Raw genomic sequence first — 25,645 nt, 5'->3', positions numbered from 1 at the left:
TGCGGCCAATGAGCAACGGGGTGGGGCGGGTGCGGGCTGGACACGTGGCAGTGGGCGGGGGCGGGGGCGGTGGCGGCTGGGTCGGCGACCGCTGGGCCGCTGACGTTGTTGCCGGTGTGGATGTGGGTGCGGGGACGAGGTGGCGGCCGCGACTCTTCGCCTTGCTCGCCGCTCTCTCCCTGCTCCTCCTTCTCGGCAGGGCCGCACCCGCGCTCGCCGCACCCCCCACCTCCCAGGACGACCCCGCCCCCACCCAAGCCGCCGCCCTCGCCGACCTCCTCCGTTCCGACCCCGTCCACGTCACCGACCAGCTCCCCCGGGACCTTCCCCGTTCCACAGCCCCCGAGTTCAAGAAGCTGGCCAAGCGGACCAAGGTGCCCACCTACGTCCTCGTGCTGCCGAGCCAGAACAGTGGCGGTGACCGGCTGCTCGCGGCCGTGCATGATCGGCTGGGGCGGGACGGGCTCTATGTGCTCGTCGACGACATGGGCGTCGCCGACGCCGCCGCCTTCGGGGTGCGGGCGCCCGCCGATGACGCGTCCACCGTGGCGCTCTATGAACTCCCGTACGACGCCGGGCCCTTGCTCAGCTTCGAGCGGTTCACCGACGTCATCGCGCAGGGCAGCAAGAAGGCCGCCGAGCGCGCGGAGGCCGCCCGCAAGAAGTACGGCGGCGACACCGGTGAAGAAGTCGACAAGATGCACATCGATCCCGTCGACCGCGACAACCAGTCCTTCGCCACGGGCATCGCCCTCACCGGCGTACCGCTGTTGATCCTCACAGTCAGTCCGTATGTACGGCGATACGTACGGCGGTACGTACGTCGACCTCTGCGGCGGCAGCAGCGGCAGAACCCGGCCCCCGGGGGCGACAGCAAGAGCGGGAGCGGGAGCGGGAGCGGAACCGGCAGCGGCAGCGAGCAATCCGCCTCCCCCCGGCCACCCTTCAGCCACCTCACCCCCTTCCGTATCGAAGCCGGCGTAGCCCTCCTCGTCGCCGTGGCCATCGCCCTCACCGCGTTTCTCGTCTTTCGCCAGGACACGGCCGGCTCCTCGCCGACGCCCACCGCATCCGACCTGTCGAGCCGCGTCGAGCGGGTCGCCGCCGGGCTGAGGCAGGGGATGCAGGGCGGCGGGTCCATCTACAGCGATCCCGAGAGCCCGCAGGTGCTCGACGCCCAGCAGCGGCGTGAACTCCGTGACCGTATCGGTGAGTTCGACCGAGGACCCGTGCACGTCGTCCTCGTGCCGCAGCTCAGCGAGGACGAGTCCGGGGGCGAGACCGAGATCTTCGTGGAGGCCGTGCGGCAGAAGATGGGGGCCAAGGGCGACCACGGCGTGTACGTCGTCGCGGATCCCCTCGGCGGGTCCATCGACGTCGTCACCTACGACGTACGCATCGACGCGAATCTTGTCGCCTTCGACATCCCCGACTCCATCCGTTACGGCGACGACGACGACCGTTCCACCGATCACCGTCTCGGCGAGCGGCTCGACGACCTGCTGACCTTCCTCGACAAGGCACCGCGTACCGCCGACCCCGAGACCTCCTCCCTCGGCATGGACGACGCGCCCGAGCCCATCGAGGAGGAGACGCTCTCGCCGCTCTTCTCCGGTGACTTCTGGCCGGGTCTTCTGGTCGGCGCGTTCGCCGCGGCGCTGCTCTTCGGGGTCGTCGCCGCGATGCTCGGACTGTTGCGCCTTGCCGTGCCGGGGCTCAGGCGGGCGCCCGTCAGCACCGTTTCGCCTGACGGCGTCCTCACCTTCACGGCGCCGCCGGCTCCCTCCCTCGGTTACTTGCGGCAAGCTGCCCGCGACGAACTCGACGCGCTCGTGCGCGAGTTCGACGCGGATGGCGAGCTCCGACCCGCCGTCCGCACCCGCGTCTGGGACTGCCTCGACACCGCGACGCTCCTCGCCGACCGCGACCCCGACGGCCACGTCGACGACGACGCCACGCCCGCCGACCTCGCCGCCGCGGTCATCCTCGCGCGGGTCGGCCGAAGCGCGCTCGTCGGTGCGGACAAGCCCTGCTGTGCGCTCAATCCGCTGCACGGCCCGGCCACGGGGTGGCGCGACGGCCGGTACGCGCCGGAGGACCGGCGCCTGCGGACCCTCCCGGTGTGTGCGGAGTGCCGCGTCCTGGTGGAGGCGCAGCCGCACCTCGCCTACACGCTCCGGCTGACGCTGCCGGGGGCGAGCCGCTCGGGGCGTGTGCCGTACGAGGAGGCGGCGGGGCCGCTGCCCGCCATAACCAATGGAATCCCTCAACTCATCCGTCAGGTACGGGAGTACGCCGGTGTTCAGTGACCTGAAGCGTGTCGTCGACCTGAAGCGTGTCGTCGGCCTCAAGCGTCTCGCCGACCTCAAGCGTCTCGCCGCAGCCGGGCTCATCATCCTCGCCGTCCTGCTGGCCACGGCCGCGCCCTCCGCGGCGCAGCCATCCGACACTGCCGCCCCCAGTCCCGGGCAGAAAGTCGCCGACGCGTTGCGCAAGTCCCCGGTGTACGTCGACGCCGCGTACGCCGACTCCGTACCGCCCGCCCGCCAGAAGCAACTCGTCCGGCAGATCGAGAAGACCGGTCTGCCGATCAAGGTGGCCCTGGTGCCGCTGGTGCAGGGCGATGCGTACGATGGGGAGGCCGATGCCTTCGCCGAGGTCGTACGCGACCGCCTCGCGCAGCGCGAGCTCATTCTCGTCACGGGTGGCGACAAGTGGACCGGCGATCTGCACGGTTTCGAGTGGCCGGACGAGAAGCAGCAGGCCGGCGACGCGGTGAGCACTGTCGGCTTCCTGGACGAGATGAAGGACGCGGGGCTCGCGGAGCAGACGCAGAAGGCGATCGAGCTGATCGCGCGGGGCGACGGCACGAAGGCGTACGAGGAGGCCACGGCCGATCTGGGGAAGGCCACGAGCGGCGGGAGCGGGAGCAGCGGGTCCGGCAGCGACCCGGAGGCCGCGAACGAGGAGGGCGGCGGCGGCTCTTCCTTGCTTCTGCCGACCGCCATCGCTCTCGCGGTCGCACTCGCCGCCGCCGGGCTCTTCTTCGTGGGCGTACGCCGCCGAGGGCGCGGCAGGTCGAACCGGTACCCGAGTTGGTACCCGAGCGCGACCGGCTCCCCCTTCGCCTTCCCCCAGGCGGTGTTCGCGGCGGCGCGTACGGCGGACGAGGGGGCGTTGCGCCGCCAGACGGAGGCGGAGGTCACCGCACTGGGCGAGGCAGCGGCCGAGGCCGACCCGGCCTCAACTCCCGCTCTACAGCGCGGACTTGATGCCTACGCCGCTGCGGGCAAGGTCCTGGATTCGGCGCGTGGCCTGCCGGACCTGGCGGGCGTACTCGCTCTGGTCGCGGAGGGCCGTGACGCTCTGGTCGCGGAGGGCCGTGACGCGCTGGCCCCCGCGAACGGCACACCCTCGCCGCTCCCCCTCTGTTTCTTCAACCCCCTGCACGGCCGCGCGGACCTCCGCATCCGGTGGCGCCCCCTGGGCCGCCGCGATCAACTGCACGTGGCGACATGCGAGGAATGCGGGGCGGCGGTGCGCGCCCGCCGCGCCCCGGAGGTACTGACGGCCGACTACGAGGGCCGCATGATCCCGTACTTCGAGGTCCCGGCCACCGAGAGCGTATGGGCGGCCACGGGCTACGGCTCCCTGCTCAGGGCCACGGAGGGAGACCCGGGCGGGCTCGCGGCGCGGGTGGGGTGGGGGGACTTTTCACGGGGGTAGGGGTGGAGGTGGGGGGTGGAGTTTGGGGCAACCCCCGCTGCCGACCGCCAGCCACCACCCCGGCGCCCAGCCCTCAGCCCACCGGCCCCCAGTCCCGCCGTGGGCGCGGCGGCTCAGGTGGGGTGGGGGTCGGCCGGCCGCTTCGGCCGGGGGCGCCTCGCCGTGGTGAGCGCAGCACCGACCACAGCCCCGTCGCTCCGGCCACGAAAACCGGCATCCCGAGCAGCGTCGCGAACCCGAGCATGAACCAGCCTCCGCTGTCGCCCCTGGCCAGCATGCGCACCCCGTTGACGATCATCACCACGAGGAGGAACCCGTAAGGCAGCGCCCAAGGCCAGAAGTTGGGCTGCGGCGCCGGTTCCGCGCGGCGGCCCTGGGTGAAGGCGGCGTACCAGTAGCGGACGCACCACCAGGCCACCGTGAACACCGACAGCGCCCCCACCGCGAACGTGACCCGCCAGAGCGTCCCGGCCCCGTCCCTCACCACCTCGCCCGTCATCCCCGCTCCCAGCACGAGCATGAGGAGAAACAGCAGGGTGCCGACGGCCATCCGGTGACGGCGGCTTCCTTCGAGGCCATGGGGGGAGATGTACATGCCGGTCACTCTAGGAGACGGTGCCGCCAGGGCGTCCAGTCCGTCTACCGCGCCGACCGGCTCTTCCCTCTGCCCCTTTTCCGCAGCTTCCGCAGCCGCGCCTGGTGTGCGGCACGGCGTTGTTCCTCGCGGGCCGAGCGGACGCGGAAGGCGGACCAGGCGAGGGCGGCGACGGTGATGACGTAGGCGAGGAGAGCCGGGAACGCGCCGTCGATCGGGCGGCAAGTCGGGCTGGAGGAGTCGCAGTTGCGGCCCGGGAGCGCCGAGATGATGTACGCCGTCACGATCACCGGCAGTGCCCAGCACACGCCCTTCGCCACGCGGCGTGCGATACGCCTCGGGGGCTCGTCACCCTGCAGCGCGTCGGCCGCCCACAAGCCGCCGCACGCTCCGGCCACCGCCAGTACCCCGGCCATGATTCCGAAGACCCACGCGCCACCCGGCCAGTCCGCGATCAGGCCCGGGGACTCGCGGATCACCGTGCGCCAGGCGCCCTTGGCCCAAAGGAAGCCGACCACCAGGGCCGCGAGCACCAGCACGGCGGCCGCGATGCCGAAGCCGTCTCGGGCGCGGAAGCGGGAGGTGCCTTGTGTCTGTGTCTGTGTCTGTGTCTGCGTCTGTGTCTGTGTCTGCGTACGCCTCTGCGTCATCTTCAGTCCCAGTGCAGCGTGCCTGCCACCACGTCGAACAGCTCCACCATCTGGTCCGCGAGCGGGTCCACGGGGGTGGAGAAGTTCAGGAGCAGCCAGCTCTTGGTGGCGGGGATCGGGACGTAGTACGTGACGAGCGTGTTCGGCAGGGTGCTGCCGAGCTGGGCGGACGCGTCCGACAGCTCCCTGCGGCGCTGCCGCACGGCGCGGCCCGCAGCCGCGAGGGTCACCACTCCCAGCTCTGCGGTCTCGTCCTCCGGCTCGTCGGAACCGTCCTTGCTCGCCAGGTGCTCCGCCAGCTCCTCGGGAGACGAAATCTTCGGCCACTCGTCCGGGCCCGGGATGCTGATCAGGAGCGAGGAGGCCAGCGGGAGCTGGCCGACCGCCAGGGTGGAGATGTAGAGCTCGGTGCCGCCGATGCCGTAGGCACCCTTGGCCTTGCGCTGCATCTCCCGCATGAACTGCTTCTTGATGTGCGGGGCGTTGTCCACACCCCGGAACTGCTGTTCCGCCAGCGCCATGATGCCCTGGTCGCGGTGCTCGGGCGCGAGCGGCAGCTGGAACCAGCCGTCGGGGACGATGACGTTGTAGTCGGAGGGCGGCGAAGTGAATTCGCTGGCGTTCTTCATCGGATTCTGGCTCTCGAATTCACTCAGGTCCGTCCGGGTTCCGGCTTCGGGTCGATCTCGTTTCCGTCCTCGTCCACCAGGTCCAGCCTCAGCGTCGGGACGATCTCGTCCACGCGAGCCGCGTTCTCCTCCGTCAGCTGGATCTTCTCCCACGTCGCCGTGACGACCACCAGGCTCTGCATGCCGGGCGGGAACACCGCGTACTTCACGAACTCGGTGATGCGCCGGCCGAGGCCCAGCATCCGCTTGATCTTCAGCGTCGCCTGGACCCGCATCGCGGGGCCCGCCGCCAGCTCCAGGCGGGTCACCTCCGGCTCCCCGACGACCTCGCCGTTCTCCCACTCCAGGAGCAGCGGCAGCACCTCGTCGGCCGTGGGACGCGGCACTCCCTCGTCCCCGTACGAGTCGACCACGAGGCTGATCAGGCCCTCGCCGCTCTCGGAGTAGTACGCCGCCGCGAGCGCCGGAGCGTCCTCGTTGAGGTTGAGTGCCCGCTCGGCCATGTCGTCGAAGACCGCGCTCTTCTCGATCTCCAGGGAGAGCGGGTTGAGCTCGTTGACGGTCTTCGTGGCGAGCGCCTTCGCCTCCGCCTTCGAGGCCTCGCGCAGCGTCAGGTCGACCCAGCCGGGCTGGAGGTCGATGCGGACCGCGAAATCCTCGGACAGCGCCGGGACGTCGTCGTCAGGTGTGTTCACTGCGTTCCTTCTTCGGTGCGGTGGGGAGGACTCAGGCCGTCACGATCGGTGTGGGCTCAGGCCACGAGCGGGTTGAGGTTACCGTCAAGGCCGAGGCCGGCCAGCGTGATGCCCGCTCCGGTGACCCCCAGGCGCGTCGCCGTCTTCGAGATCTGGCTCACGGCGTTGACGTCGAAGTTTCCGAGTCCGGCCGCTCCCGACTTGATCGCCTTCAGGTCGGACGCGACGCCGGGGTCGGCCATGGAGAACGACTTCCCGATGCCCTTGAAGGCGCTTCCGCCGCCCCGCTCCGCCAGTTCGTTCCTGGCGGCCGCGAAGTTTCCGCTGCCGGGCTTGAGGGTCTTGAGATTCTTGCTCCAGGCCGCCTTGGAGAACGGCTCGGTGAAAGGCTCCTTGAGGGACTTCCAGCCCTCGCCCTTCTCCAGCTTGAACTTCTTGCCGGAGAGCTTGCGCAGGTTCTTGTTCGCCCTGGTGACCTGCTTCGTGGTCCGCGCCTTTCCGGCCCGGCCCATCTTGCCGAGTGCGTTCTTGGCGAACTTCCCCGCCACCTTCGAGAAGGCCTTTCCCACGCCCATCAGCAGGAAGCCGACCGCCGCAAGACCCACGTCCATCCAGTCGGCGTTGCCCTGGAAGACCTGGATGATGGTGCAGATCGTGGTGATCAACGTGGCGATCATGGCTATCGCGCCCAGGACACCCGCCAGCGCCTGGCCGATCACCGGAATCCAGCCGACCACCAGGGAAAGGATTCCGCAGACGGTGGAGATCAGCTCCGTCACCGACTTGATGTCGTCGACGAGGGTCTCCCAGAAACCGTCCTTCAGGGAGTCGTCCGCGATGACGTCCTCGATCGCGTCACGCGCCCGCTTCGCCGCGTCGTCCCGGACCTTCCTGGCCTGGTCGATCTTCTTCCTGGCGGCCTCGATCTCGTCGCCCGCGGCGTCCCGCGCCTCCTCCAGCTTCTTCTTGTCGTCCTTCCCGTCCCCGCCGCCCTTGTCCTTGTCCTTGTCGGAAAGGCCGTCCAGGCTCTTCTGGCTCGCGCTCTTGCGCTCGTCCGCGTCCTGCGCCTCCTTGAGTGCCAGGTCCGCCATCTCCTGGGCCCGGTTCAGGTCCGACGCGTAGTTCTTCGGCTTGGCGTGCAGCTTGTCGTCGAACCTGCCGCCGACCTCCGTGACCTCGCTGCCGAAGGCGTCCGCCGCGGTGTCGTAGCGCTTGAAGGCGGCTTCCAGCTTCTTTACGTTGCCCTGGGCCTTCTCGCGGAACTCTTTGCCCGCCTTGCTGTCCCAGGCCTCCACCTCGGAGACCGCCTTGATGTTCCTGATCTGCTTCTCGAGCTCGTCGGCGGTCTTGCGGAGCTTCTTCCCCAGGTTCGCGACCCGGTCGGCGTCACCGGGGATGGGGTCGCTGTCCGCGACCGGGTGCCAATCGCGTGGGCGTCCGGCCATGGGTCAGCCCTTCTTCTTCGACTTGGGGTCGTCCGCACCGCGGATCGCCTCGGCCAGCTGATGGTCGATGTCCTCGTACGCCTCGGCGGCGGCCTTGGCGATCTGCGCGAGCGCGTCGACCTCGTCCGTCAGCCTTTTGCGGCTCAACTTCCAGTTGTCGGCGAAATCACCGAACTTGTCGGCGAGATCACCGTTCCCGAAGTCGTCCTCGTACTGACCGCCGAGGTCTTCCAGGCCGTCGAAGGCCTTCTTCACATTGTTGAGCCCGGTGCCCATGCCCTTGATCACGTCAAGGTCCAGTTTGGCCCGGTCGCCACCGCCACCCACAGCGCCCCCATGCATCGCACTACCGACATACGACCGGTGCGATGGGCCGCCGCGTAACGCGGCGGCCCATCGCACCGGGTTGCTCACCTGCCCGAGGGCCGGATCGCTCGCCCTGGGACCGGATCACCGGCCCCAGGGGCAGGATCACTTGCCCTTGACGCCCTTGGCGAGGTCGTCGTCCAGGTCCTCGTACGCCTTCGCGGCGCTGGTCAGGAACTTGCCCATGCCCGTGAGGCCCTCGATGGTGTCCTTGGCGCCCTTCTTGAACTCCTTGAAGGAGTCCTCGAAGGCCTGCGAACCCTTGCGAGTCGTGTAGCCGTTCTTCACCAGGTTCTCGACGTAACGCTCGAGAGCGTCGAGCTTCTCGTCGATCTTGTCCTTGGCGTCGTTCAGCTTGCCCGCCGCGGTCCGCATCTCCTCATAGGTGATATCGGCGTCTTTGGCCATGTGGCTTCACATCCAATCCAACTCGCCGCAGGGCCATCCCCCTTGGCTCCTCCGTGCGGGCCGCGCGAAGGCCGTCCGGCCGTTCATGCGATCTTCCGCTCTTGGGTCAGCAGCTTACGGGTGGGGCAGAAGTGAGCACACCCCGGTTGAGTCACAGCTCTGCTATGAGCCGGTGCACAGCCCGTTGCCTGCGAGAAGGGTGGAGCGGCTATCGTCACAGGCACTGTGGACAGCCTCACAGACACCGTGGACCAGCCGCTGTGACCGCACCTCGGTAGCAACTGCGAAAGCAACTCCGGAAGCGGTCAAAAGGGGCTCAAGGGGAGGACGATCGTGCGCCTGACTCTGACCGTCGTCGATCCGCTCGGCGGCGCGAACGCCGACGTCGTGCTCGACGCCGATCCTGAGTCCTCCGTGGGGGACATCGCCAAGGAGCTGGCCGCACAGGTGGGGTACGGCGGCGGCGACGCCCAGATCATCCCCATCGGCGGGCATCAACTCCAGCCCGGCACCGGCCAGGGCGGGGCGCCGATCGTCTTCGTGGACGGCTATCCCATCGACGCCGCCGCGACCATCGGGACCTCCCCGCTGCGCGAGGGCGCCGTCGTCAGCCTGCACGATCCGGCGGGCTGCCTGCCCGGCGAACCCACCGGTCTGGTCGAACTGCGCGTCGCGGGCGGCCCCTCGGCCGGCGCGGTGCACCGCCTCGGGATCGGGCGCTACGACATCGGCAGCGGGCCCGCCTCGTACATCCGCGTCGATGACCCGGAACTGCCCTCGCGCGCCCTGACGTTGTCAGTTGCAACCGATGGCACCTGCCAAGTCGCCGTACATGGTGACAAAGGCGGCGTGACCCTCGACGGCAAGAAGTACGACGAACTCGAAGAAGAGGCCGAGAAGAACGAGAAGAGCAACAAGCCGGGCAAGAAGAAGAAAAAGCGCGACTCCGCCGACAGCGAAGACGGCGGCGACGAGAGTAATTCGGCAGGGAATACGTGGAAGAAAGGGGAATGGCCGCTCGGTGCGCAGATCGCGGTCGGCAACACCCTTTTCGAACTCGACCGCTATACGCCGCCCAATGCCGCTCTGAAGTGGTCCGAGGACGGCGCCGGACTTGATTACAACCGGCCGCCCCGACTCCGTCCCCCCGAGCGTCAGACGAAATTCAGGCTGCCCAGTCCGGTACGCGATTTCGAGGCGCGCCCGCTGCCCTGGCTGATGGCGCTCACGCCGCTCGTCGGTGCCGTCGTATCCGTGATGATCTTCGGGCGCTGGTACTACCTGATCATGGCGCTGCTCAGCCCGCTGATCCTGTTCGGCAACTACTTCATGGACAAGAAGCACGGGCGCAAGTCCCATGCCAAGCAGGTCAAGGAGTACAACGAACACAAGGCGCGGATCGAGAAGGACGCCCAGGACGCCCTCGTCGCCGAGCGGCTCGACAAGCGGCAGGCCATCCTCAGCCCGGCGGGCATCCTCTCCCTCAGCACCGGCCCCCGTACGCGGCTGTGGGAGCGGCGGCGGACCGACGGGGACCATCTGCTGATCCGCGTCGGCACCGGGCGGATCGACTCCGAGGTCGTCCTCGACGACCCCGAGCAGGACGACCACAAGCGTGAGGTCACCTGGAAGATCGAGGACGCGCCCGTCGCGCTCTCGCTGCGCGACCTCGGCGTGATCGGCATGGCCGGACCCGGCGACTCCGCGCAGGCGCTCGGCCGCTGGGCCGTCGCGCAGACCGCGGTCCTGCACAGCCCGCTCGACGTCCAGTTCTACGTCCTGACCGAGAACTCGGCGCGCGAGACCTGGGACTGGACGCGCTGGCTGCCGCACGCGCGGCCCGGCGGCGCGCAGGACGCCAACGTACTGATCGGGACGGACGCCGAGACCGTCGGCTCCCGCATCGGTGAGCTGACCCAGATACTCGCCGCCCGCCAGAAGGCCGCCAAGGAGAACAACCGGGGCGGCGCGGCCTCCTTCGGTGACCCCGACATCGTCGTGGTGTGGGACGGCTCCCGGCGGCTGCGGTCCATGCCCGGTGTGGTGAAGCTGCTGCGCGAGGGCCCCGCCGTGTCGATGTACGCGCTCTGCCTCGACGACGAGGAGCGGTTCCTGCCCGGCGAGTGCCAGGCCGTCGTGGTCGCCGAGCCGCGGCCGGAGGAGATCAGCCTGCCGGCCAGGCCCACCGCGTCGGCCCCGGAGCCCGTCCCGGCGACTCCCGGCGGTTTCCCCTCCTTCCAGGCCTGGCACCAGAGTGCCGACGACGGCGAGCAGGGCGCCGACAAGCCCCTCGAACTGCGGCTGCGCGTCGAGCGGACCGACGCCGCCCGCATCCGTTTTGTACGCCCCGACTTCGTGTCCCCCGCCTGGTGCGGGCGGCTCGCCCGGGCGCTCTCGCCGCTGCGCGACATCAGCGGCGAGACCGAGGACTCGGCGCTCCCGGCGTCGAGCCGGCTGCTCGACGTGCTCCAGCTGGAGCCGCCGACGGCCGAGCAGATCACCGCGCGCTGGCAGGTGAGCGGCCAGTCGACGATGGCCGTCATCGGTGAGTCGTACGACGGGCCCTTCGGCATCGACATGCGGCGTGACGGGCCGCACGGCCTGATCGCCGGTACGACCGGTTCCGGTAAGTCGGAGCTGCTTCAGACCATCGTGGCGGCGCTCGCGGTGGCCAACACCCCCGAGAACATGACCTTCGTCCTCGTGGACTACAAGGGTGGCTCCGCGTTCAAGGACTGCGTGAAGCTGCCGCACACGGTGGGCATGGTCACCGACCTCGACGCGCACCTCGTGGAGCGCGCCCTGGAGTCGCTGGGCGCCGAGCTCAAGCGGCGCGAGCACATCCTGGCGGCGGCCGACGCGAAGGACATCGAGGACTACCAGGACCTGGTGCGCCGCGATCCCTCGCACCCGCCCGTGCCCCGGCTCCTCATCGTCATCGACGAGTTCGCCTCCATGGTGCGTGACCTGCCCGACTTCGTGACGGGTCTGGTCAACATCGCCCAGCGTGGCCGTTCGCTCGGCATCCACCTGCTGCTCGCCACGCAGCGGCCCTCCGGTGTCGTGTCGCCCGAGATCCGCGCCAACACCAACCTCCGTATCGCCCTGCGTGTGACGGACGGCGCCGAGTCCGCCGACGTCATCGACGACCCGGCGGCAGGACACATCGCCAAGAGCACGCCCGGCCGCGCCTACGTCCGCCTCGGTCACGCCTCGCTCGTCCCCTTCCAGTCGGGGCGCGTCGGTGGCCGCAGGCCCGGCGCCACCGACCCGGCGCTGCTCGCGCCGTGGGCGGGCCGGCTCGGGTGGGAGGACCTCGGCCGTGCCGCGCTCGTGAAGCCCAAGGCGGAGGCGCGCGAGGAGGAGGAGATCACCGACCTCAAGGTCCTCGTGGACGCCGTGCGGGACGCGAACGCGACGATGGGGATTCCCGCGCAGCACAGCCCGTGGCTGCCCGCGCTCTCCGAGACGCTCCAGCTCGACGAGATCCCGCGGCCCGCCGCGAGCGACAAGCCGGGCGCGCTCGCGCCCGCGCCGTTCGGTCTGGAGGACATCCCCTCCGACCAGGCGCGCCGCCCGGTGGCCGTGGACTTCCAGTCCTTCGGGCATCTGCTCATCGGCGGCGCCCCGCGCAGTGGCCGCTCGCAGATCCTCCGTACGATCGCGGGCTCCATCGCCCGCACGCACTCGTCCGCCGACGTCCACCTCTACGGCATTGACTGCGGCAACGGCGCGCTCAACGCGCTGACCCGGCTTCCGCACTGCGGCGCCGTCGTCAGCCGTAACCAGACCGAGCGCGCGGTGCGCCTCATCACCCGCCTCAAGGGTGAGGTGACGCGCCGCCAGGACCTCCTTGCCGACAAGGGCTTCGCCGACATCGGCGAGCAGCGGGCGGCCGTGCCCGAGGAGGAGCGGCTCGCGCACATCGTCGTGCTGCTCGACCGCTGGGAGGGCTGGCTGCCGACCCTCGGTGAGTACGACCACGGTGAGCTGACCGACGAGCTGCAGGCGATGATGCGCGAGGGCGCGAGCGTCGGCATCCACCTGGTCATCACCGGTGACCGCCAGGTCCTCATCGGCCGCATGGCCTCGCTCACCGAGGACAAGTACGGCCTGCGGCTCGCCGACCGCTCCGACTTCTCGATGCTCGGCATGAACGCGCGCAAGGTGCCGGAAGAGATTCCGCCGGGCCGCGGCTTCAAGAACGAGCACGGCACGGAGACGCAGTTCGCCCTCCTCGCCGAGGATTCCACGGGCCAGGGCCAGGCCGCGGCGCTCACCGCGATCGGCGAGGCGGCGGCCGTCCGGGACGCGGACGTGCCGCGCGCCCGCAAGCCGTTCCGCGTCGACAGCCTGCCCAGCCGCATCAACTTCGCCGACGCGTGGGAGATGCGGGACCCGGAGGCCTCGCGCTCCAAGCTCTGGGCGCTCGCGGGCATCGGCGGCGACGACATCATGGGCTTCGGCCCCGACCTCGCACAGGGCGTGCCGACCTTCGTCGTGGCGGGCCCGGCCAAGTCGGGCCGCAGCACGACACTGATGAACCTGGCCCGCTCCTACATGACCCAGGGCGTACGCCTGGTCATCGCCGCCCCGCGCCCGTCACCACTGCGCGAACTCGAAGGCCAGGAAGGCATCCTGAAGGTCTTCACGGACGACGACATCGAGAGCGACGACTTCAAGGAGGTCGTGGAGTCCGCGACGCCCGAGGACCCGATCATCTGGATCATCGACGACGGCGAGGTCCTGGAGGACTGCGACGCCGAACGCGAGTTCAAGCGCCTGGTCCAGCGCGGCTCCGAGCGAGGCCTCGGCCTCATCATCGGCGGCGACGAGGAGGAGGTCTGCGGCGGCTTCTCCGGCTGGCAGGTGGAGGCGAAGAAGGGCCGCCGAGGCATCCTGCTCTCCCCCCAGGACTCATCGAGCGGCGAACTCATCGGCATCCGCACGACCCGAAGCATGGTCGGCGGCCCCATCGCCCCGGGCAAGGGCCTCCTCCACACGGGCAGCGGGGAGCCGGTCACTGTTACTACGCCGATGTGACGGCAGCAGGACTGACGGGCGGCGGCCCGCGTGGACGGCCGCCCGTCAGTCCTGGCGGGTGAGGGTGGCCTCGGGGTTGCCCGACTTCTCGTTCTCGGAGAGGTAGAGGAGGGTGGTGCCCTTGGGGCGTAGGCGGACCGTGTGGGGGTTCTTCGTGCACTGGGCTGCGCTCTTCGCCTGGCCCTGGCCCTCGGCCACGAGCTCCTTGGCCGTCACCGACTTCAGGGTCAGGTCCACTGCGCACTTCCCGCCCAGCTGGTCCGTCTGCGTCATGACGGCGAAGCGCTCGCCGACCTTGCCTCGTTCCACCTTCAGGCTGAACGTGCCCATCGGGACGGCGCCGTTCGCCGCCACCGCCTGGCCTTCCCAGGTGCCGCGGTAGGACGCGGGGACCTCGTCGGCCCCTTGGTCCGCGCTGCCGTCGCCGGGCTGCTCGCTCGCGGTCGCGGCCGGGGGCTGGCCTCCCGCGTCGCTGGATCTGTCGTTGTCGCCGCCCGGGAGCAGGCCGAAGACGAAGACCGAACCGACCGTCACCGCGGCGAGCGCGCCCGCCACACCCAGGACCAGCGTGCAACTGACCTTGCGGCCCCGCCCGTCGGCACCGTTCGGCGTGGACGTCGCGGCGACCGAGACGGTCACCCTGCCCGGCGGCCCCGAGGGCGTTGGGGTGGACGTCTCCGTGGGGACGTATGGGGGTGGGGTCGGGGATGGGGGTGGGGATGGGGATGGGAAATTTCCGTAACTCGGGTCCGGGGGGCCGAAACCGTGTGTCGGCGCCGGTGTGCTCGGGGGGCCGAACGGCACCGGGCCCGACTGCTGTTCCGCGACCCCGGCGCCCTCCGTCTCCAGGTCGAGGAGCCGCACCGCACTCCTGCTGACCCGCTCGACCAGCGGGCCCGGCAGCCAGCCGGCCGCCACCAGACCCGCCACACCCGAAGGCGCGAGCCGCCGTGCGATCTCCTCCGGCGCGGGGCGCGCCCCCGGGTCCTTGGCCAGGCACTGGCGGGCGATGTCCCGCAGCTCCCCTGTCAGCGGGCCGAGTTCCGGCTCCTCGTGCACGACCTTGTAGAGCAGCGAGGCGGACGAGTCACCCGGGAACGGTGACGCCCCCGTCGCCGCGAACACCAGGACCGCCCCCAGCGAGAAGACGTCCGCCGCCCCGGCCACCCCCTTGCCGAGGATCTGCTCCGGCGACATGTAACCGGGCGAACCGACGGAGACCCCCGTCGACGTGAGCGAGGCCGTGCCGTCCGTCGCCCGTGCGATGCCGAAGTCGATGAGCCGGGGCCCGTCCATCGTGAGCATGACGTTCGACGGCTTCACGTCACGGTGGACCAGACCCAGACCGTGTACGTGGGCGAGCGCCTCGGCCAACCCCGCCACCAGTACGCGTACGGAATGGTCCGGGAGCGCGGACTGGTCGCGTACGGCCTCCGCGAGCGAGGGACCCGCCGCGTAGCCCGTGGCCACCCACGGCACCGCCCCCTCCGGATCCGCGTCCAGGACCGGCGCGGTCCAGTCGCCGCCCACCCGCCGCGCCGCCGCCACCTCGCGCCGGAAGCGGGCGCGGAACTCCTCGTCGAGCGCGAAGTGCGGATGGACGACCTTCACCGCGACCGTACGGCCGCCCGAGCTGCGACCCAGGTAGACCCGGCCCATGCCGCCCGAGCCGAGGCGGCCGAGCAGTCGGTAGGGCCCGATGACGGTCGGTTCACCGGGATCGAGCGGGTGCATGACGAAGGCCTCCCCCGGACGCGCCGCACGGCCGCGGCCACCGAGCCGCGCGCATTGTCTGCAGCTCAGGGTAGTCCGCGGGCCCGCCCGTGGAACCCGCCCGCTATTGCTGGGCGCCCAGCAGCTCCACCCGTACGTCCGCGGGGAACCCGGTCGTGTCGCCCACCCGGCGCGCGAACTCCGCGACGCCCTCCAACTGCTCGCTGCCGAACCGGAAGTCGAGCGTCGTGAAGTACTTCTCCAGGACCCCCGCGTCGAAGGCCTCCCAGCGCGCGGCCTGCTCGGAGACCTTGCCGACCTCCTCGAGTGAGAGATCACGCGAGGACAGGAACGCCTTGTGCACCGCACGCACCACGTCCGGCTCGCGCTCCGCGTAGTCCTTGCGCGCCGCCCACACCGCGAAGACGAACGGCAGCCCCGTCCAGTCCTTCCACATCTGACCCAGGTCGTATACGTCGAGACCGAGCCGCGGGCCGTCGATCAGGTTGGCCCGCAGCGCCGCGTCCCCGATGAGCACGGCCGCGTCCGCCTCCTGCATCATCACGCCGAGGTCGGGCGGACACGTGTAGTAGTCGGGGCGCACGCCGTGCTGCTCGGCGAGCAGCAGCTGCGCCAGGCGCACGGAGGTGCGCGAGGTCGAGCCGAGCGCGACCCTCGCCCCGTCCAGCTGGTCCAGCGGTACCTGCGAGACGATCACGCACGACATCACCGGGCCGTCGCAGCCGACCGCGAGATCGGGGAAAGCGACGAGGTCGTCGGCGTTCTTGAGGAACTCGACGAGGGTCACGGGCGCGATATCGAGATCGCCCCGCACCAACTGCTCGCTGAGCTTCTCGGGGGTGTCCTTCGTGAGCTCGAAGTCGAGCAGTGTGCCGGTCCGCGCGAGCCCCCAGTACAGAGGCATGCAGTTCAGGAACTGAATGTGACCGACGCGCGGCCGGGGGGTGCGGCGGTGACCGGGGAGCTGATCTGAGCCCTCCCCGGCGATGGCGTCAACGGGAGAATTGTCCACATCGGGGAGGCTAGCCCCCTTGCGGTACGGTGCAGAAAGCGGGGCCCCGATCCCGTTCTTGTCAAGAGCTTTCGACCTGGCCCGTCAACCCCTCTGGGGGGTCCGTCAAACATCCGGGTGACGTGATCTTGCCCCCTATTGCTTTCGGCTGCCTGCGTGCTAAGCTCGCCGCAAGTTGCAGTTTGGTTTCCCTTGCAGTACAGAGCCTGCGGAGCATGTGACCCGCGGGCTCTTGTCTTTTCAGACTTATGCAGTTGTTTCAACAATCGCAGGTTCTGGAGCAGGGCAACCCTTTGGCCCAAGGAGGGCTTATGGCTACCGGAACCGTGAAGTGGTTCAACGCCGAAAAGGGCTTTGGATTCATCGCCCAGGAAGGCGGAGGCCCCGACGTCTTCGTCCACTACTCCGCGATCAACGCAAACGGCTTCCGCTCCCTTGAGGAGAACCAGGCCGTGAGCTTCGACGTCACGCAGGGCCCGAAGGGTCCGCAGGCGGAGAACGTCACCCCCATGTAGTGGGGCGCCCCATTCGCGTGGGGCGTGTGACAGTTCCGGTGACTTGATCCGGACATGGATAGCAGTACCCAAGGAGCCCTGCCTCCCGCGAAAGCGGAAGGCGGGGCTCCTGCCTTTTTCTGGCCCCTGGGCCCTGGGCTCTGGTTCCTTGGCTGGGGCTTCTTTTCTCCTGCCGGCCCGGGTGGCTGGGCGCGCAGTTCCCCGCGCCCCTGGCGGGGCGCTCCTTACGTCAGCGCCGTCGCGTCCGACGGGTTCCAGCCCTCCCTGGGGACTGAGGCCAGGAGGCGTTCCGTGTAGGGGGCCTCTGGTGCCGTGAGGACTCGCGTCGTGGGACCCTGTTCCACCACCTTGCCTCTGCGCATCACCAGGACCTCGTCCGTGATGTGCTGGACCACTGCCAGGTCGTGGCTGACGAAGACCAGGGCCACCCCGGTGTCCCGGCGGATGTCGGCGAGGAGCTGGAGGATCTGGGCCTGGATCGACACGTCCAGTGCTGCCACCGCCTCGTCCAGGACGAGCACCTGCGGGTCCACCGCCAGCGCCCGCGCGATGGCCAGGCGTTGGCGCTGGCCGCCGGAGAGTTCGCGGGGGCGGGCGCCGGCCTCGCGGGTGCCGAGGCCCACCTGGTCCAGGAGGCCTGCCGCCAGGGTTTCGTCCCTGCCGTGCAGACGCAGGGCCGTGCGGAGGCACTGGGCGGAGGTGAGGCGGGGGTCCAGGGAGAGGTAGGGGTCCTGGAAGACCATCTGGATCTCCCTGGCCCTGGCCAGGCGTGCGGCTCGCTTCCGGGGCGTACGGGGCTCGCGGGGGCGGCCTTCCACCGTCACCGTGCCGGAGTCCTGGCGGGCCAGGCCCACCAGCATGCGGGCGACCGTTGTCTTGCCTGAGCCTGATTCGCCCACGATTCCTGTGGAGCCGCCCTTCTCCACCGTGAACGTCACGTTCTCGGCCGCCTGGTGGCGGCCGCCGCCCGGCAGCGGATAGCTCTTGCTGAGGCTGTCCACCGTCAGCAGATTGTGTGGCATCAGTGGCTCACCTCGGTCGAATCGGTACTCGGCATCTTGGGTTGTGCCCACCCGTTCCGCCCTGCGGAACGCCTGCCCACAACGGAACAAGCCACCGTTCCCCCGTCCTCCAGCCCGAACTGCTCCGGCGACCACGTCTCGCACCCCTCCTCCACGTCCCCGCAGCGCGACACGAACGGGCAGCCCGGGAAGGTGTCCGAGAGGGAGGGTGGGCGGCCCGGGATCGGGTGGAGGGTGTGGGACGTGTCGCCCAGGGTGGGCGAGCAGGAGAGCAGGCCCCGCGTGTAGGGGTGGGCCGGGGTGTCGAACAGGGCCTTCGCAGAGCGCTGTTCCACCACGCGGCCCGCGTACATGACGTACACGCGGTCGCAGTACGCGGCCGCCAGGTGCAGGTCGTGGGTGATGAAGAGGAGGCCCAGGTCCCGGGTGGCCCGCAGTTGGCGCAGGAGGGCGAGGATCTCCGCCTGCGTCGTGACGTCCAAGGCGCTGGTCGCCTCGTCCGCGAGGAGCAGGCTCGGCTCCGCGGCGAGCGCGCCCGCGATGACCACGCGTTGCAGCATGCCGCCGGAGAGTTCGTGCGGGCGCTGGCGTACGCGGTGGGCGGGGTCCGACAGGCCGACCGTGGCGAGGAGTTCGACCGCCTGTTCCCGGGTCGCGCCCCGCTCGGTCAGGAAGTCGCCGATGCGTCGCACCGGGTTGAGTGCGGCACGGGGGTCCTGGTGGACCATGGCCACGGTCCGCGCGCGGTGGGTCCGCAGGGCCTCGCCCTTGAGGGTGAGGACTTCAGTGCCGTTCACCCGGACGGAGCCCGAGGTCGTCGCGTCCGCCGGAAGGAGGCCGAGCGCCGCCTTCGCCGTGGTCGACTTGCCCGAGCCCGACTCGCCGACCAGGCCGACGACTTCGCCGGGCCGGACGGTGAGGGACACCGATTCGAGGAGCGGTCTGGCCGCTCCGGGCACCCGCAGGGTGAGATCTTCGACATCGAGCAGCATGGTCACTGCCTTCCTAGCCGGTCGGCGGCCCAGACCCCGACCACGTTGAAGGACACGACGACCAGGGCGACGGCCGTGCCGGGGACGAGTGCCGGGAGCAGCGCGCCCTGGACCACGGCCGCCTGTCCCTCCTGCACCATCAAGCCCCAGTCCGATGACGGCGGTTGGGCGCCGAAGCCGAGGTAGGAGAGGGTCGCGAGGGACATGAGTGCCTCGCCGAAGAGGACGACCAGGTAGCCGAGGATCGCGCGGCCCAGGTTCGGGACCAGGTGCGCGACGCAGATGCGCGCGCCGCCCATTCCCTGCACCCGGTAGGCGTCGACGTACGGCTTGCGGGACTCCGAAAGGGCCAGTGAGCGCACGTACTTGGCGATCGTCGGGGTGAAGGCGAGGCCGAGGGCCAGTACGGACGTCGTCATCCCGGCGCCGAAGACCGCGATGATCAGGACGGTGAACAGCAGGCCCGGGAACGCGTACATCACGTCCGTGATCCGTGAGACCAGCGCGTCCACCCAGCCCCCGCGCCATGCGGCGAGCACGCCGAGCGTGACGCCGAGCACGGCTGCGACGGCCAGGAGCAGGATCGGCGCGATCAGGCTCGTGCGGGCTCCGTACAGGGCACGTGACAGCAGGTCCTGGCCCGACGAGTCGGTGCCGAGGAGGTGGTCCCCCGATGTTCCGGCCAGGGACGCCGAGAGGTCGATCGCGTCCGGGGCGTAGGGTGCGAGGAGCGGTGCGAACAGTGCCGCCAGGACGACGAGGACGAGGAGGCCGGCGGCCACCATCACCCCTATGGGGCGTCGGCGGCGTACGGCCAAGGGCGCGAGAGCAACTGCGGCGGCAGCCATCAGGAACGGGCCTCCTTCACGCGTGGGTCGAGCAGTGGGTGCACCACGTCCACCAGCGTCGTCACCACGATGTAGCCGGTGACCATGAGCAGCAGGACCGCCTGTGCCACCGGGAAGTCATGGGTGTTGATGGCGCCCACGAGGAGCGAGCCGATGCCGCTGATGCCGAACGCCGTCTCCACGACCACCGTGCCCGCGAGCATGCCCGCCATGACGAGGCCGCACATCGTGATGATCGGCCCGAGCGCGTTGCGCAGGACGTGGCGCCGGATGATGTCCCGTTCCGGGACGCCGGACGCGCGCGCCGCCTCCACGTAGTCGGACGCGGAGGCGTCCGCCATCGCCTGCCGGGTGACCCGGCTGATGATGGCGAGGGCCCCGAGCGCCAGGGACAGGGCCGGCAGCGTCAGGTGGTTCAGGGTGCCGCCGAAGCCCTCTCCCGAGCCCGAGACCGGGAACCACCCCAGCTGCACGCCGAACAGCGAGACCAGGGCGATGGCCGCCACGAACGAGGGGACCGAGGCCGCGAGTGTCGTACCGCCCACGACCGCGGAGTCCACCCACGTGGAGCGCTTGACCGCGGCCAGGATTCCGGCCCCGACGCCGAGGACGACGAACAACACCGTCGCGTAGGCGACCAGTTGGAGCGTGGTAGGGAAGCGGGCCGTCACCAGGTCGGCCACCTGGTCGCTGTACTTGAAGGAGCGCCCCAGGTCGAAGTGGACGCAGTCCCACAGCCAGCGGCCGTACTGGACGACCAGCGGTTCGTCCAGGTGGTACTGCGCGCGCACCTGGGCCAGGCGTTCCGGCGTGAGCTTGTCCCGGCCGCCCGCGAGGAAGACCGCGGGGTCGCCCGGCGCCGCGTACACGGCGGCGAAGATGACGAACGAGGCGGCGAAGAGGGTCGCGACGAGACCCGCGAGCCGACGTGAGATCCGAGCGAGCACGACGCTCACCTAGCCCTTCTTCAGGCCGAGTTCGGCGGCCCACGGGTAGTAGAGGTAGGCCTGCGACGCCGGGGGGCCCGTCAGCTTGTCGGAGACGACGAGCGCCGTCGGGACCTGCGCGACCGAGATCCAGACGCCCGCGTCCACGAACCGCTGCTGCACGTCGATCGCGAGCTCGGCCCGCTTCGCGTCGTCCAGGGTGCTCAGCGCCTGGTGGACCTTCTTGTCGTACGTCGCGTCCTTGAAGCCGACCCAGTTGTTGGAGGAGTCGGAGAGGCCGTTGTCGTAGAAGCCCATGGGGTCGGCCTTGGAGATGTACCAGTCGCCGACCAGCACGTCGATGTCGGCCCGTGCGGACGGATCGCTGTAGAACTCCTCGAACTGGGCCGTCGGCACGGTCTTGATCTGCCCCTTGAGCCCGATGCGCTGGAGCGCGGAACGCACCGCGTTCGCGACGACCGTCCGGCCCTGGCTGCTGTCGGTGCCGATCACGATGGGTCCTGCCGGAGCTCCCGCCTCCTTCACCAGCTCCTTGGCCTCGGCGAGGTCCTCGGCGGTGGGGGTGGCGGGGGCCGCGGCCGCCAGCTTCTTCTGCGCGGCCTCGAACGCGGGCTTCTCATACCCCCAGGCGCCGGAGCCGACCGGGGTGGCCCACGGCTGGACGAGGCCGCCGTATCCGGACTTCGCGATGCCCGTCCGGTCGATCGCGAGGGACAGGGCCCGCCGGATCTGCGGGTCCTTCAGGCCGCCCCGGGCCGTCGGGATGAGCACGAGGGACGCGGTGGAAGGGCCGTAGTGCTGGTCGAGGCCCTTGGTGGTGCGCAGGGCGGACGCGGTGTTCGGGGATTCGGCGTACGTCCCGTCGGCGGCGCCCGTCTTCAGGGCGTTGACCAGCGCGCTGTCGGAGGCCCAGCGGAAGGTGACCTGCCGGGTGAGCGGCTTCGTGCCCCAGTAGCCGTCGTACGCCTCGATGGTGATCGAGTCGCCGGACTTCCAGCCCTTGAGCTTGTACGGGCCGCTGCACGCGTCGCCCTGGCCCGGCGTGCCGAAGTCCTCGCCCGCGTCGGTCACTTGCTCCTTGTTCCAGACGATTCCCGCGTCGCCCGCGAGCGCCTTGGTGAAGAGCGCGTCGGGTTCCTTGAACCGAATGGTGATCTCGCGGTCGCCGGTCTTCTTCATCGACTTGACGTTGCCGAACTCGTCGGCCTGCTCCATGTCCGGATCGGCGTGCCGCTTCAGCGACCACAGCACGTCGTCGGCGGTCAGCTTCGAGCCGTCGTGGAAGGTGACGCCGTCGCGCACGCTCAGGACGAGCGTCTTGTCGTCGGGCGTACGGACCTTCTCGGCGAGGAAGGGCTTCGTCGTCATGTCGGGCTGCAGTTGGTAGAGCCGCTCGCAGACGTTGGTGAGGACGACGCGGCCCGCGCTCGTGCCCTGGGTGTCGAGGTCGAGCGAGTCCGGCTCGTCCTCGAGGAGCCAATTCGCCTTGTCCAGAGTCCCCTTGGCGGCGGCGGTCGTCGCGCTCAGCTTCAGCTTGGCGGCGTCGGCGGGCTTGCCTCCGGTGGCGGCCGTGTCGGCGCCGCTGCAACCGGCGACCGCGAGGAGCGTGGCGGTGGCGAGACCGGCGACCAGCGGACGCTTCGGGGTGGTCCTGGTCGCACGGGTCGCACTGTTCGTCGTGATCGTCCTGGTCGTCCTGGTCGTCGTCATCTGTTGTCTCCGTACGGGCCGTCGTAGAGGTTCCAGGGCATGTGCTGGTAGTCGCGGTCGCAGGGGGTGCCGGCGGTGACGTGGTAGTCGCCGACTGTCAGGTCGACACAGGAGGAGACGAGCGTGGCCCAGTGCTTGACCTCGGGACTGCGCGGGTCGGGGTGGGTGCAGAGCGACTCGGGGTGGCCGAGGTGGTCGGACATGGCCTGCTTGATGATCTTGCGGGACTCGTCGGCGCCGGTGGAGGAGCGCAGGGCGCCGAGGCCCTGTTCGGCGCGGGGGACGCGGACCAGCGAATCCGATGACATGGGGCGGTAGTGCGCGGCGATGGCGGCGGGGACGCCCGCCTGGTAGTGGTTGCCGTGCACGAGGAGTCCGTCGGTGGGATACATCCAGCCGTGCCCGGCCGGGGTCGTCTCCAGGTCGACGGCGAAACCCTCGCGGCAGGTCAGCAGGGCGTTGGACGCGATGTGCGCGCGGGTGCGGCAGAGCACGTCGATTGCGTCGGTGATGGTGTGCTGGTCCAGGACACTGCGGCGTACGACGGTCTGCGGGAGGCCGATGGCGTCGTTGAAGCGCCCGCCGAGGCCGTTCGCGTTCAGGGCGATGCCCGCCGAGTTGGCGCCCTGGCGCCCGATCTGGCCCGCCTCGACCTGCATGATCAGGGTGGGGTGCGGGGGCTGGACGATGCGCAGCATGACGACGGTGTCGGCGACCCCGGCCCGCCAGTCCCAGTTCTGCCCGGCCCATACGTGGCCGTCGCCGCTGGCCTCTCCGTAGGCGGCGAAGGAGGTGCAGCCGTCGGCGGGTTCCTCGTCGGCCTCCGTCTCCTTGGCCCGCATGTCGGCGAACGAGCGGTCGTAGATGACCTCGCCTCGGGCGTTGAGCGCGAGGATGTCGGGGAGGGTCACTCCGGCGCCCTCGGCGATCCCGCTCATCTCCTCCAGGAGGTGGGGAGCGTAGTCGCGGACCGGCTCCAGCCAGCGGGTGGCGCGGGCGGTGACCTGGTCCCAGGTCAGGCCGGACGACTGGCCGAACGCCTCCTCGTAGTAGGCGAGGGCGGCGTGCAGTTGCGGGCGGACGGCTTCGCCGTACTGACGGCCGCGGCCGGCCGGGGTGCCGGATATCTCGATGAGGGGCAGTGCCATTGTTCTCCTCGCGACGGAGAGCTCCTGTAACGTTGGTTACGAGATGCTCTCCCTTTGGAATGCGTTGCCCAGGAGAGTAACGGCCATCACACGAGAGTCAATAGCTGTAATGGAAATTTCAGAGGATCAGGCGGGGTCCGGCGCGGGACTCGCGCGGCTGCGGGCGGCCGTGCGCGACCAGTGGGAGACCCTCTCGACGTCCGAGCGGGCCGTCGCCCAGTACGTGGTGAGCGCGCCCGCCGAGTCGCTGCTCTTCGCGAGCGCGCAGGAGCTGGGCGCGGCGAGCGGGACCAGCAACGCGACGGTGGTCCGCGCCATGCAGCGCCTCGGATACGCGGGGCTGCCCGCGCTCAAGCGGGAACTGGCATCGGACTTCACCTCGGCGGTGCCGCCGGAGGTGCGGCTGCGGCAGCGCATCGCGCACGTGGGGCGGGACCTGGACGACATCTGGGGCGATGTCTTCGACGAGGCCCAGGAGCGCATCGAGCACGCGCGGCGCCTGACGCCGGGCGAGGCGCTGCGGGACGCGGTGGGCTTCCTCGCCGAGGCACCGGAGATCCACTGCTACGGCATCGCGGCGTCCGAACTGGCCGCGCGGCACCTGGCGTTGGCGCTCGGCAGGATCGGCCGCCGGGCCCGCTACTTCGGGGACACGGGCTTCGCCCTCGCCGACCATCTGCTCGCCGTGCGGCAGGGCGACGCCGTGGTGATCTTCCAGCCGGGGCGTGCGTTGGCCGAGCTGACGGTGCTGATAGAGCGGGCGCGGGCGGTGGGGGCGCGGGTCGTCCTGGTCACGGATGAGTTGGCCGAGCTGTACGGGTCGCGGGTGGACGCGGTGCTGACGGCGCCGCATACGCCTACCGGCATCACTACGGAGGCGTTGACCGCGTTGGTGGTGGCCGATGCGTTGTTGCTGGCGCTGGCCACGTTGGATGAGGGGCTTGCTGTGGAGACCTCGCATCAACTGACGGCCTTGCGCGAGCAGTTGCTGACCTCTAGGCCTCGGAAGGGGGCCTAGGGGCGGGTTTTCGACTGCGGCGCCGTCGTGGCTGGTCGCGCCGTTCCCCGCGCCCCTATGGGGCGCCCCCCTTGGGGCGCGGTCGAGGTTTACGTGTGTTGCATGATCAGGACGAACGTCGTGCCTGGTTCCAAGGCCTCGTACGCGTGGGGGACGTCCCCCCGGTAGGACATGTAGTCGCCCGCCGACAGCTCCACCTGTTCGTCGCGGGGGCCCGCCAAGAGGCGGCCCGTGCTGATCACCAGGTGTTCCATGGAGCCGGGGATGTGCGGGTCGGACTCCCGGGCGGAACCCGGTTCCATCGCCCCGTGGTAGATGTCGCGCCGCATACCCGCCGGGCCCGCCGACAGCAGCGTCCCCGTGTACGAGGCGCGCTCGGCGTGCATCGTCGGGCCCTGCCCCGCCCTGATCACCGTCACCTCCGGCGCGGGCGACTCCACCAGCACGCTGAAGGGCACCCCGAGCGCCACCGCCAGGGCCCACAGCGTCTCGATGCCGGGGTTGCCCGTGGCCGCCTCCAGCTGCGACAGCGTCGACTTCGCGACCCCCGCGCGCTTGGCCAGCTCGGAGAGAGAGAGCCCCGCCTTGGCCCGCTCCCGGCGCAACGCGGCCGCCACCCACTCGCGGGGCAGCCGGGAACGGGGTGTTCCGCCGCCCTTGCCGTCAGTCATGCCGTACCCGCCATGTCGTGCCGCTCCCTCGTCTTTGGGTCCGCGCGTCGTTCGCTTTGGCGGACCTATCGTTCGCCTTGACGAACATATTCCGCTGTGGCCATCCTACGACGTATGCGTTCGCCACACCGAACAGATGACCCACCCGACCGAACGAGCGACGGTTTCGTACGGCTCTCCCACCTTCCCCGCGGCGTCCTGCGCGACATCGCCCTCGTCTGGCTGGCCGACGCCGTCGTCGGCGTCTCCTTCGGCGCGATCGCCGTCGCGGGCGGCCTGCCGGTCTGGGTGCCGGTGCTGATGTCGCTGCTCGTGTACGCGGGCTCCGCCCAGTTCAGCGCGGTCGGCATTCTCGCGGCGGGGGGGGGGCCCGGGGGCCCCCCCCCCCCCCCCCCGCGGGGCCCCCCCCCCCCCCCGCCCCGGAGGCCGGCCGGGCCCCCCCCCCCGGGGCGGGGGCGTATAAAAAAAAAA

At 70.3% G+C, this 25,645-nt stretch carries 21 protein-coding genes and 1 pseudogene; 6 read left to right on the top strand and 16 right to left on the bottom strand.

Annotation, left to right across the window (positions count from 1 at the left end; all coding sequences use genetic code 11):
- Nucleotides 1-8 precede the first annotated feature (8 nt).
- Together ACWFRU_RS33615 and ACWFRU_RS33610 are read left to right on the top strand one after the other, a co-directional pair.
- Nucleotides 9-2,309, top strand: coding sequence for a hypothetical protein (locus ACWFRU_RS33615; RefSeq protein WP_453691911.1), 2,301 nt, complete (start codon nucleotides 9-11; stop codon nucleotides 2,307-2,309).
- A complete protein-coding gene (locus tag ACWFRU_RS33610; protein ID WP_453691910.1) occupies nucleotides 2,299-3,726 on the top strand; it encodes a hypothetical protein in 1,428 nt (475 codons plus the stop codon). The genes ACWFRU_RS33615 and ACWFRU_RS33610 overlap by 11 nt, the downstream gene beginning before the upstream one ends.
- Before the next feature lie 73 nt (nucleotides 3,727-3,799).
- Here the strand turns inward: ACWFRU_RS33610 and ACWFRU_RS33605 are convergent, their stop codons facing one another.
- The 7 genes from ACWFRU_RS33605 to ACWFRU_RS33575 form a co-directional block, all read right to left on the bottom strand.
- A complete protein-coding gene (locus tag ACWFRU_RS33605; protein WP_453691909.1) occupies nucleotides 3,800-4,321 on the bottom strand; it encodes a hypothetical protein in 522 nt (173 codons plus the stop codon).
- A 44-nt stretch (nucleotides 4,322-4,365) separates the two neighbouring features.
- Complete coding sequence (locus tag ACWFRU_RS33600) at nucleotides 4,366-4,971, bottom strand: hypothetical protein (RefSeq protein ID WP_453691908.1); 606 nt, start codon at nucleotides 4,969-4,971, stop codon at nucleotides 4,366-4,368.
- A 2-nt stretch (nucleotides 4,972-4,973) separates the two neighbouring features.
- Nucleotides 4,974-5,600 (bottom strand): hypothetical protein, encoded by a 627-nt coding sequence (locus ACWFRU_RS33595; RefSeq protein WP_453691907.1) that lies wholly within the window; start codon nucleotides 5,598-5,600, stop codon nucleotides 4,974-4,976.
- Nucleotides 5,601-5,623: 23 nt separating this feature from the next.
- Nucleotides 5,624-6,295, bottom strand: a complete 672-nt coding sequence (locus ACWFRU_RS33590; RefSeq protein WP_453691906.1) for a hypothetical protein — start codon at nucleotides 6,293-6,295, stop codon at nucleotides 5,624-5,626.
- A gap of 56 nt (nucleotides 6,296-6,351) precedes the next feature.
- A complete protein-coding gene (locus tag ACWFRU_RS33585) occupies nucleotides 6,352-7,740 on the bottom strand; it encodes a hypothetical protein (protein ID WP_453691905.1) in 1,389 nt (462 codons plus the stop codon).
- A gap of 3 nt (nucleotides 7,741-7,743) precedes the next feature.
- Complete coding sequence (locus tag ACWFRU_RS33580; protein ID WP_451219820.1) at nucleotides 7,744-8,067, bottom strand: hypothetical protein; 324 nt, start codon at nucleotides 8,065-8,067, stop codon at nucleotides 7,744-7,746.
- A gap of 144 nt (nucleotides 8,068-8,211) precedes the next feature.
- Nucleotides 8,212-8,514 (bottom strand): WXG100 family type VII secretion target, encoded by a 303-nt coding sequence (locus tag ACWFRU_RS33575; protein WP_190085684.1) that lies wholly within the window; start codon nucleotides 8,512-8,514, stop codon nucleotides 8,212-8,214.
- Nucleotides 8,515-8,847: 333 nt separating this feature from the next.
- Here ACWFRU_RS33575 and ACWFRU_RS33570 point away from each other — a divergent pair, with 333 nt between their 5' ends.
- The gene (locus ACWFRU_RS33570; protein ID WP_453691904.1) at nucleotides 8,848-13,557 is read left to right on the top strand and encodes an FtsK/SpoIIIE domain-containing protein; all 4,710 of its coding nucleotides are present in this window, start codon (nucleotides 8,848-8,850) and stop codon (nucleotides 13,555-13,557) included.
- A 45-nt stretch (nucleotides 13,558-13,602) separates the two neighbouring features.
- Here ACWFRU_RS33570 and ACWFRU_RS33565 read toward each other — a convergent pair whose 3' ends face one another.
- On the bottom strand, nucleotides 13,603-15,291 hold the full coding sequence (locus ACWFRU_RS33565; RefSeq protein ID WP_453691903.1) for a serine/threonine-protein kinase: 1,689 nt from the start codon (nucleotides 15,289-15,291) through the stop codon (nucleotides 13,603-13,605).
- A 103-nt stretch (nucleotides 15,292-15,394) separates the two neighbouring features.
- Complete coding sequence (locus tag ACWFRU_RS33560; RefSeq protein WP_453692017.1) at nucleotides 15,395-16,279, bottom strand: menaquinone biosynthetic enzyme MqnA/MqnD family protein; 885 nt, start codon at nucleotides 16,277-16,279, stop codon at nucleotides 15,395-15,397.
- A 335-nt stretch (nucleotides 16,280-16,614) separates the two neighbouring features.
- On the opposite strand from ACWFRU_RS33560, the gene ACWFRU_RS33555 reads away from it, so the two are divergent.
- A complete protein-coding gene (locus ACWFRU_RS33555; protein WP_006138897.1) occupies nucleotides 16,615-16,818 on the top strand; it encodes a cold-shock protein in 204 nt (67 codons plus the stop codon).
- Between the two features lie 224 nt (nucleotides 16,819-17,042).
- Here ACWFRU_RS33555 and ACWFRU_RS33550 read toward each other — a convergent pair whose 3' ends face one another.
- From ACWFRU_RS33550 to ACWFRU_RS33525, 6 genes are read right to left on the bottom strand one after another with little or no spacing between them, the layout of a single operon-like run.
- On the bottom strand, nucleotides 17,043-17,840 hold the full coding sequence (locus ACWFRU_RS33550) for an ABC transporter ATP-binding protein (protein ID WP_453691902.1): 798 nt from the start codon (nucleotides 17,838-17,840) through the stop codon (nucleotides 17,043-17,045).
- Complete coding sequence (locus ACWFRU_RS33545; protein ID WP_453691901.1) at nucleotides 17,840-18,832, bottom strand: ABC transporter ATP-binding protein; 993 nt, start codon at nucleotides 18,830-18,832, stop codon at nucleotides 17,840-17,842. Before ACWFRU_RS33545 ends, ACWFRU_RS33550 begins: the two co-directional genes overlap by 1 nt.
- Nucleotides 18,833-18,834: 2 nt before the next feature.
- Entirely contained in the window at nucleotides 18,835-19,680 is an 846-nt protein-coding gene (locus ACWFRU_RS33540) for an ABC transporter permease (RefSeq protein ID WP_453691900.1), read from the bottom strand.
- Nucleotides 19,680-20,627, bottom strand: coding sequence for an ABC transporter permease (locus ACWFRU_RS33535; RefSeq protein ID WP_453692016.1), 948 nt, complete (start codon nucleotides 20,625-20,627; stop codon nucleotides 19,680-19,682). The genes ACWFRU_RS33540 and ACWFRU_RS33535 overlap by 1 nt, the downstream gene beginning before the upstream one ends.
- Before the next feature lie 9 nt (nucleotides 20,628-20,636).
- Nucleotides 20,637-22,337 (bottom strand): ABC transporter substrate-binding protein, encoded by a 1,701-nt coding sequence (locus ACWFRU_RS33530; RefSeq protein ID WP_453691899.1) that lies wholly within the window; start codon nucleotides 22,335-22,337, stop codon nucleotides 20,637-20,639.
- The gene (locus tag ACWFRU_RS33525; protein ID WP_453691898.1) at nucleotides 22,334-23,485 is read right to left on the bottom strand and encodes a C45 family autoproteolytic acyltransferase/hydolase; all 1,152 of its coding nucleotides are present in this window, start codon (nucleotides 23,483-23,485) and stop codon (nucleotides 22,334-22,336) included. The genes ACWFRU_RS33530 and ACWFRU_RS33525 overlap by 4 nt, the downstream gene beginning before the upstream one ends.
- A gap of 109 nt (nucleotides 23,486-23,594) precedes the next feature.
- Here ACWFRU_RS33525 and ACWFRU_RS33520 point away from each other — a divergent pair, with 109 nt between their 5' ends.
- Nucleotides 23,595-24,503 (top strand): MurR/RpiR family transcriptional regulator, encoded by a 909-nt coding sequence (locus ACWFRU_RS33520; RefSeq protein ID WP_453691897.1) that lies wholly within the window; start codon nucleotides 23,595-23,597, stop codon nucleotides 24,501-24,503.
- A gap of 89 nt (nucleotides 24,504-24,592) precedes the next feature.
- On the opposite strand, the gene ACWFRU_RS33515 is transcribed toward ACWFRU_RS33520, so the two are convergent.
- Entirely contained in the window at nucleotides 24,593-25,174 is a 582-nt protein-coding gene (locus ACWFRU_RS33515) for a helix-turn-helix domain-containing protein (protein WP_453691896.1), read from the bottom strand.
- Between the two features lie 114 nt (nucleotides 25,175-25,288).
- On the opposite strand from ACWFRU_RS33515, the pseudogene ACWFRU_RS33510 reads away from it, so the two are divergent.
- Nucleotides 25,289-25,534 (top strand): annotated as a pseudogene (locus ACWFRU_RS33510) (AzlC family ABC transporter permease); the annotation flags it as partial.
- Nucleotides 25,535-25,645: the final 111 nt, after the last annotated feature.

This window comes from Streptomyces sp. NPDC055099 (genome assembly GCF_053607685.1).
Note: the sequence above shows the minus strand (reverse complement) of the source record. Positions and strands in the feature narration are given on the sequence as shown.

Coding starts and splice junctions, on each gene's coding strand:
- ACWFRU_RS33605 (WP_453691909.1), bottom strand. CDS start 4,321: ATGTACATCTCCCCCCATGGCCTCGAAGGAAGCCGCCGTCACCGGATG.
- ACWFRU_RS33545 (WP_453691901.1), bottom strand. CDS start 18,832: ATGCTGCTCGATGTCGAAGATCTCACCCTGCGGGTGCCCGGAGCGGCC.
- ACWFRU_RS33595 (WP_453691907.1), bottom strand. CDS start 5,600: ATGAAGAACGCCAGCGAATTCACTTCGCCGCCCTCCGACTACAACGTC.
- ACWFRU_RS33575 (WP_190085684.1), bottom strand. CDS start 8,514: ATGGCCAAAGACGCCGATATCACCTATGAGGAGATGCGGACCGCGGCG.
- ACWFRU_RS33615 (WP_453691911.1), top strand. CDS start 9: ATGAGCAACGGGGTGGGGCGGGTGCGGGCTGGACACGTGGCAGTGGGC.
- ACWFRU_RS33520 (WP_453691897.1), top strand. CDS start 23,595: ATGGAAATTTCAGAGGATCAGGCGGGGTCCGGCGCGGGACTCGCGCGG.
- ACWFRU_RS33585 (WP_453691905.1), bottom strand. CDS start 7,740: ATGGCCGGACGCCCACGCGATTGGCACCCGGTCGCGGACAGCGACCCC.
- ACWFRU_RS33550 (WP_453691902.1), bottom strand. CDS start 17,840: ATGCCACACAATCTGCTGACGGTGGACAGCCTCAGCAAGAGCTATCCG.
- ACWFRU_RS33600 (WP_453691908.1), bottom strand. CDS start 4,971: ATGACGCAGAGGCGTACGCAGACACAGACACAGACGCAGACACAGACA.
- ACWFRU_RS33525 (WP_453691898.1), bottom strand. CDS start 23,485: ATGGCACTGCCCCTCATCGAGATATCCGGCACCCCGGCCGGCCGCGGC.
- ACWFRU_RS33555 (WP_006138897.1), top strand. CDS start 16,615: ATGGCTACCGGAACCGTGAAGTGGTTCAACGCCGAAAAGGGCTTTGGA.
- ACWFRU_RS33515 (WP_453691896.1), bottom strand. CDS start 25,174: ATGACTGACGGCAAGGGCGGCGGAACACCCCGTTCCCGGCTGCCCCGC.
- ACWFRU_RS33565 (WP_453691903.1), bottom strand. CDS start 15,291: ATGCACCCGCTCGATCCCGGTGAACCGACCGTCATCGGGCCCTACCGA.
- ACWFRU_RS33530 (WP_453691899.1), bottom strand. CDS start 22,337: ATGACGACGACCAGGACGACCAGGACGATCACGACGAACAGTGCGACC.
- ACWFRU_RS33540 (WP_453691900.1), bottom strand. CDS start 19,680: ATGGCTGCCGCCGCAGTTGCTCTCGCGCCCTTGGCCGTACGCCGCCGA.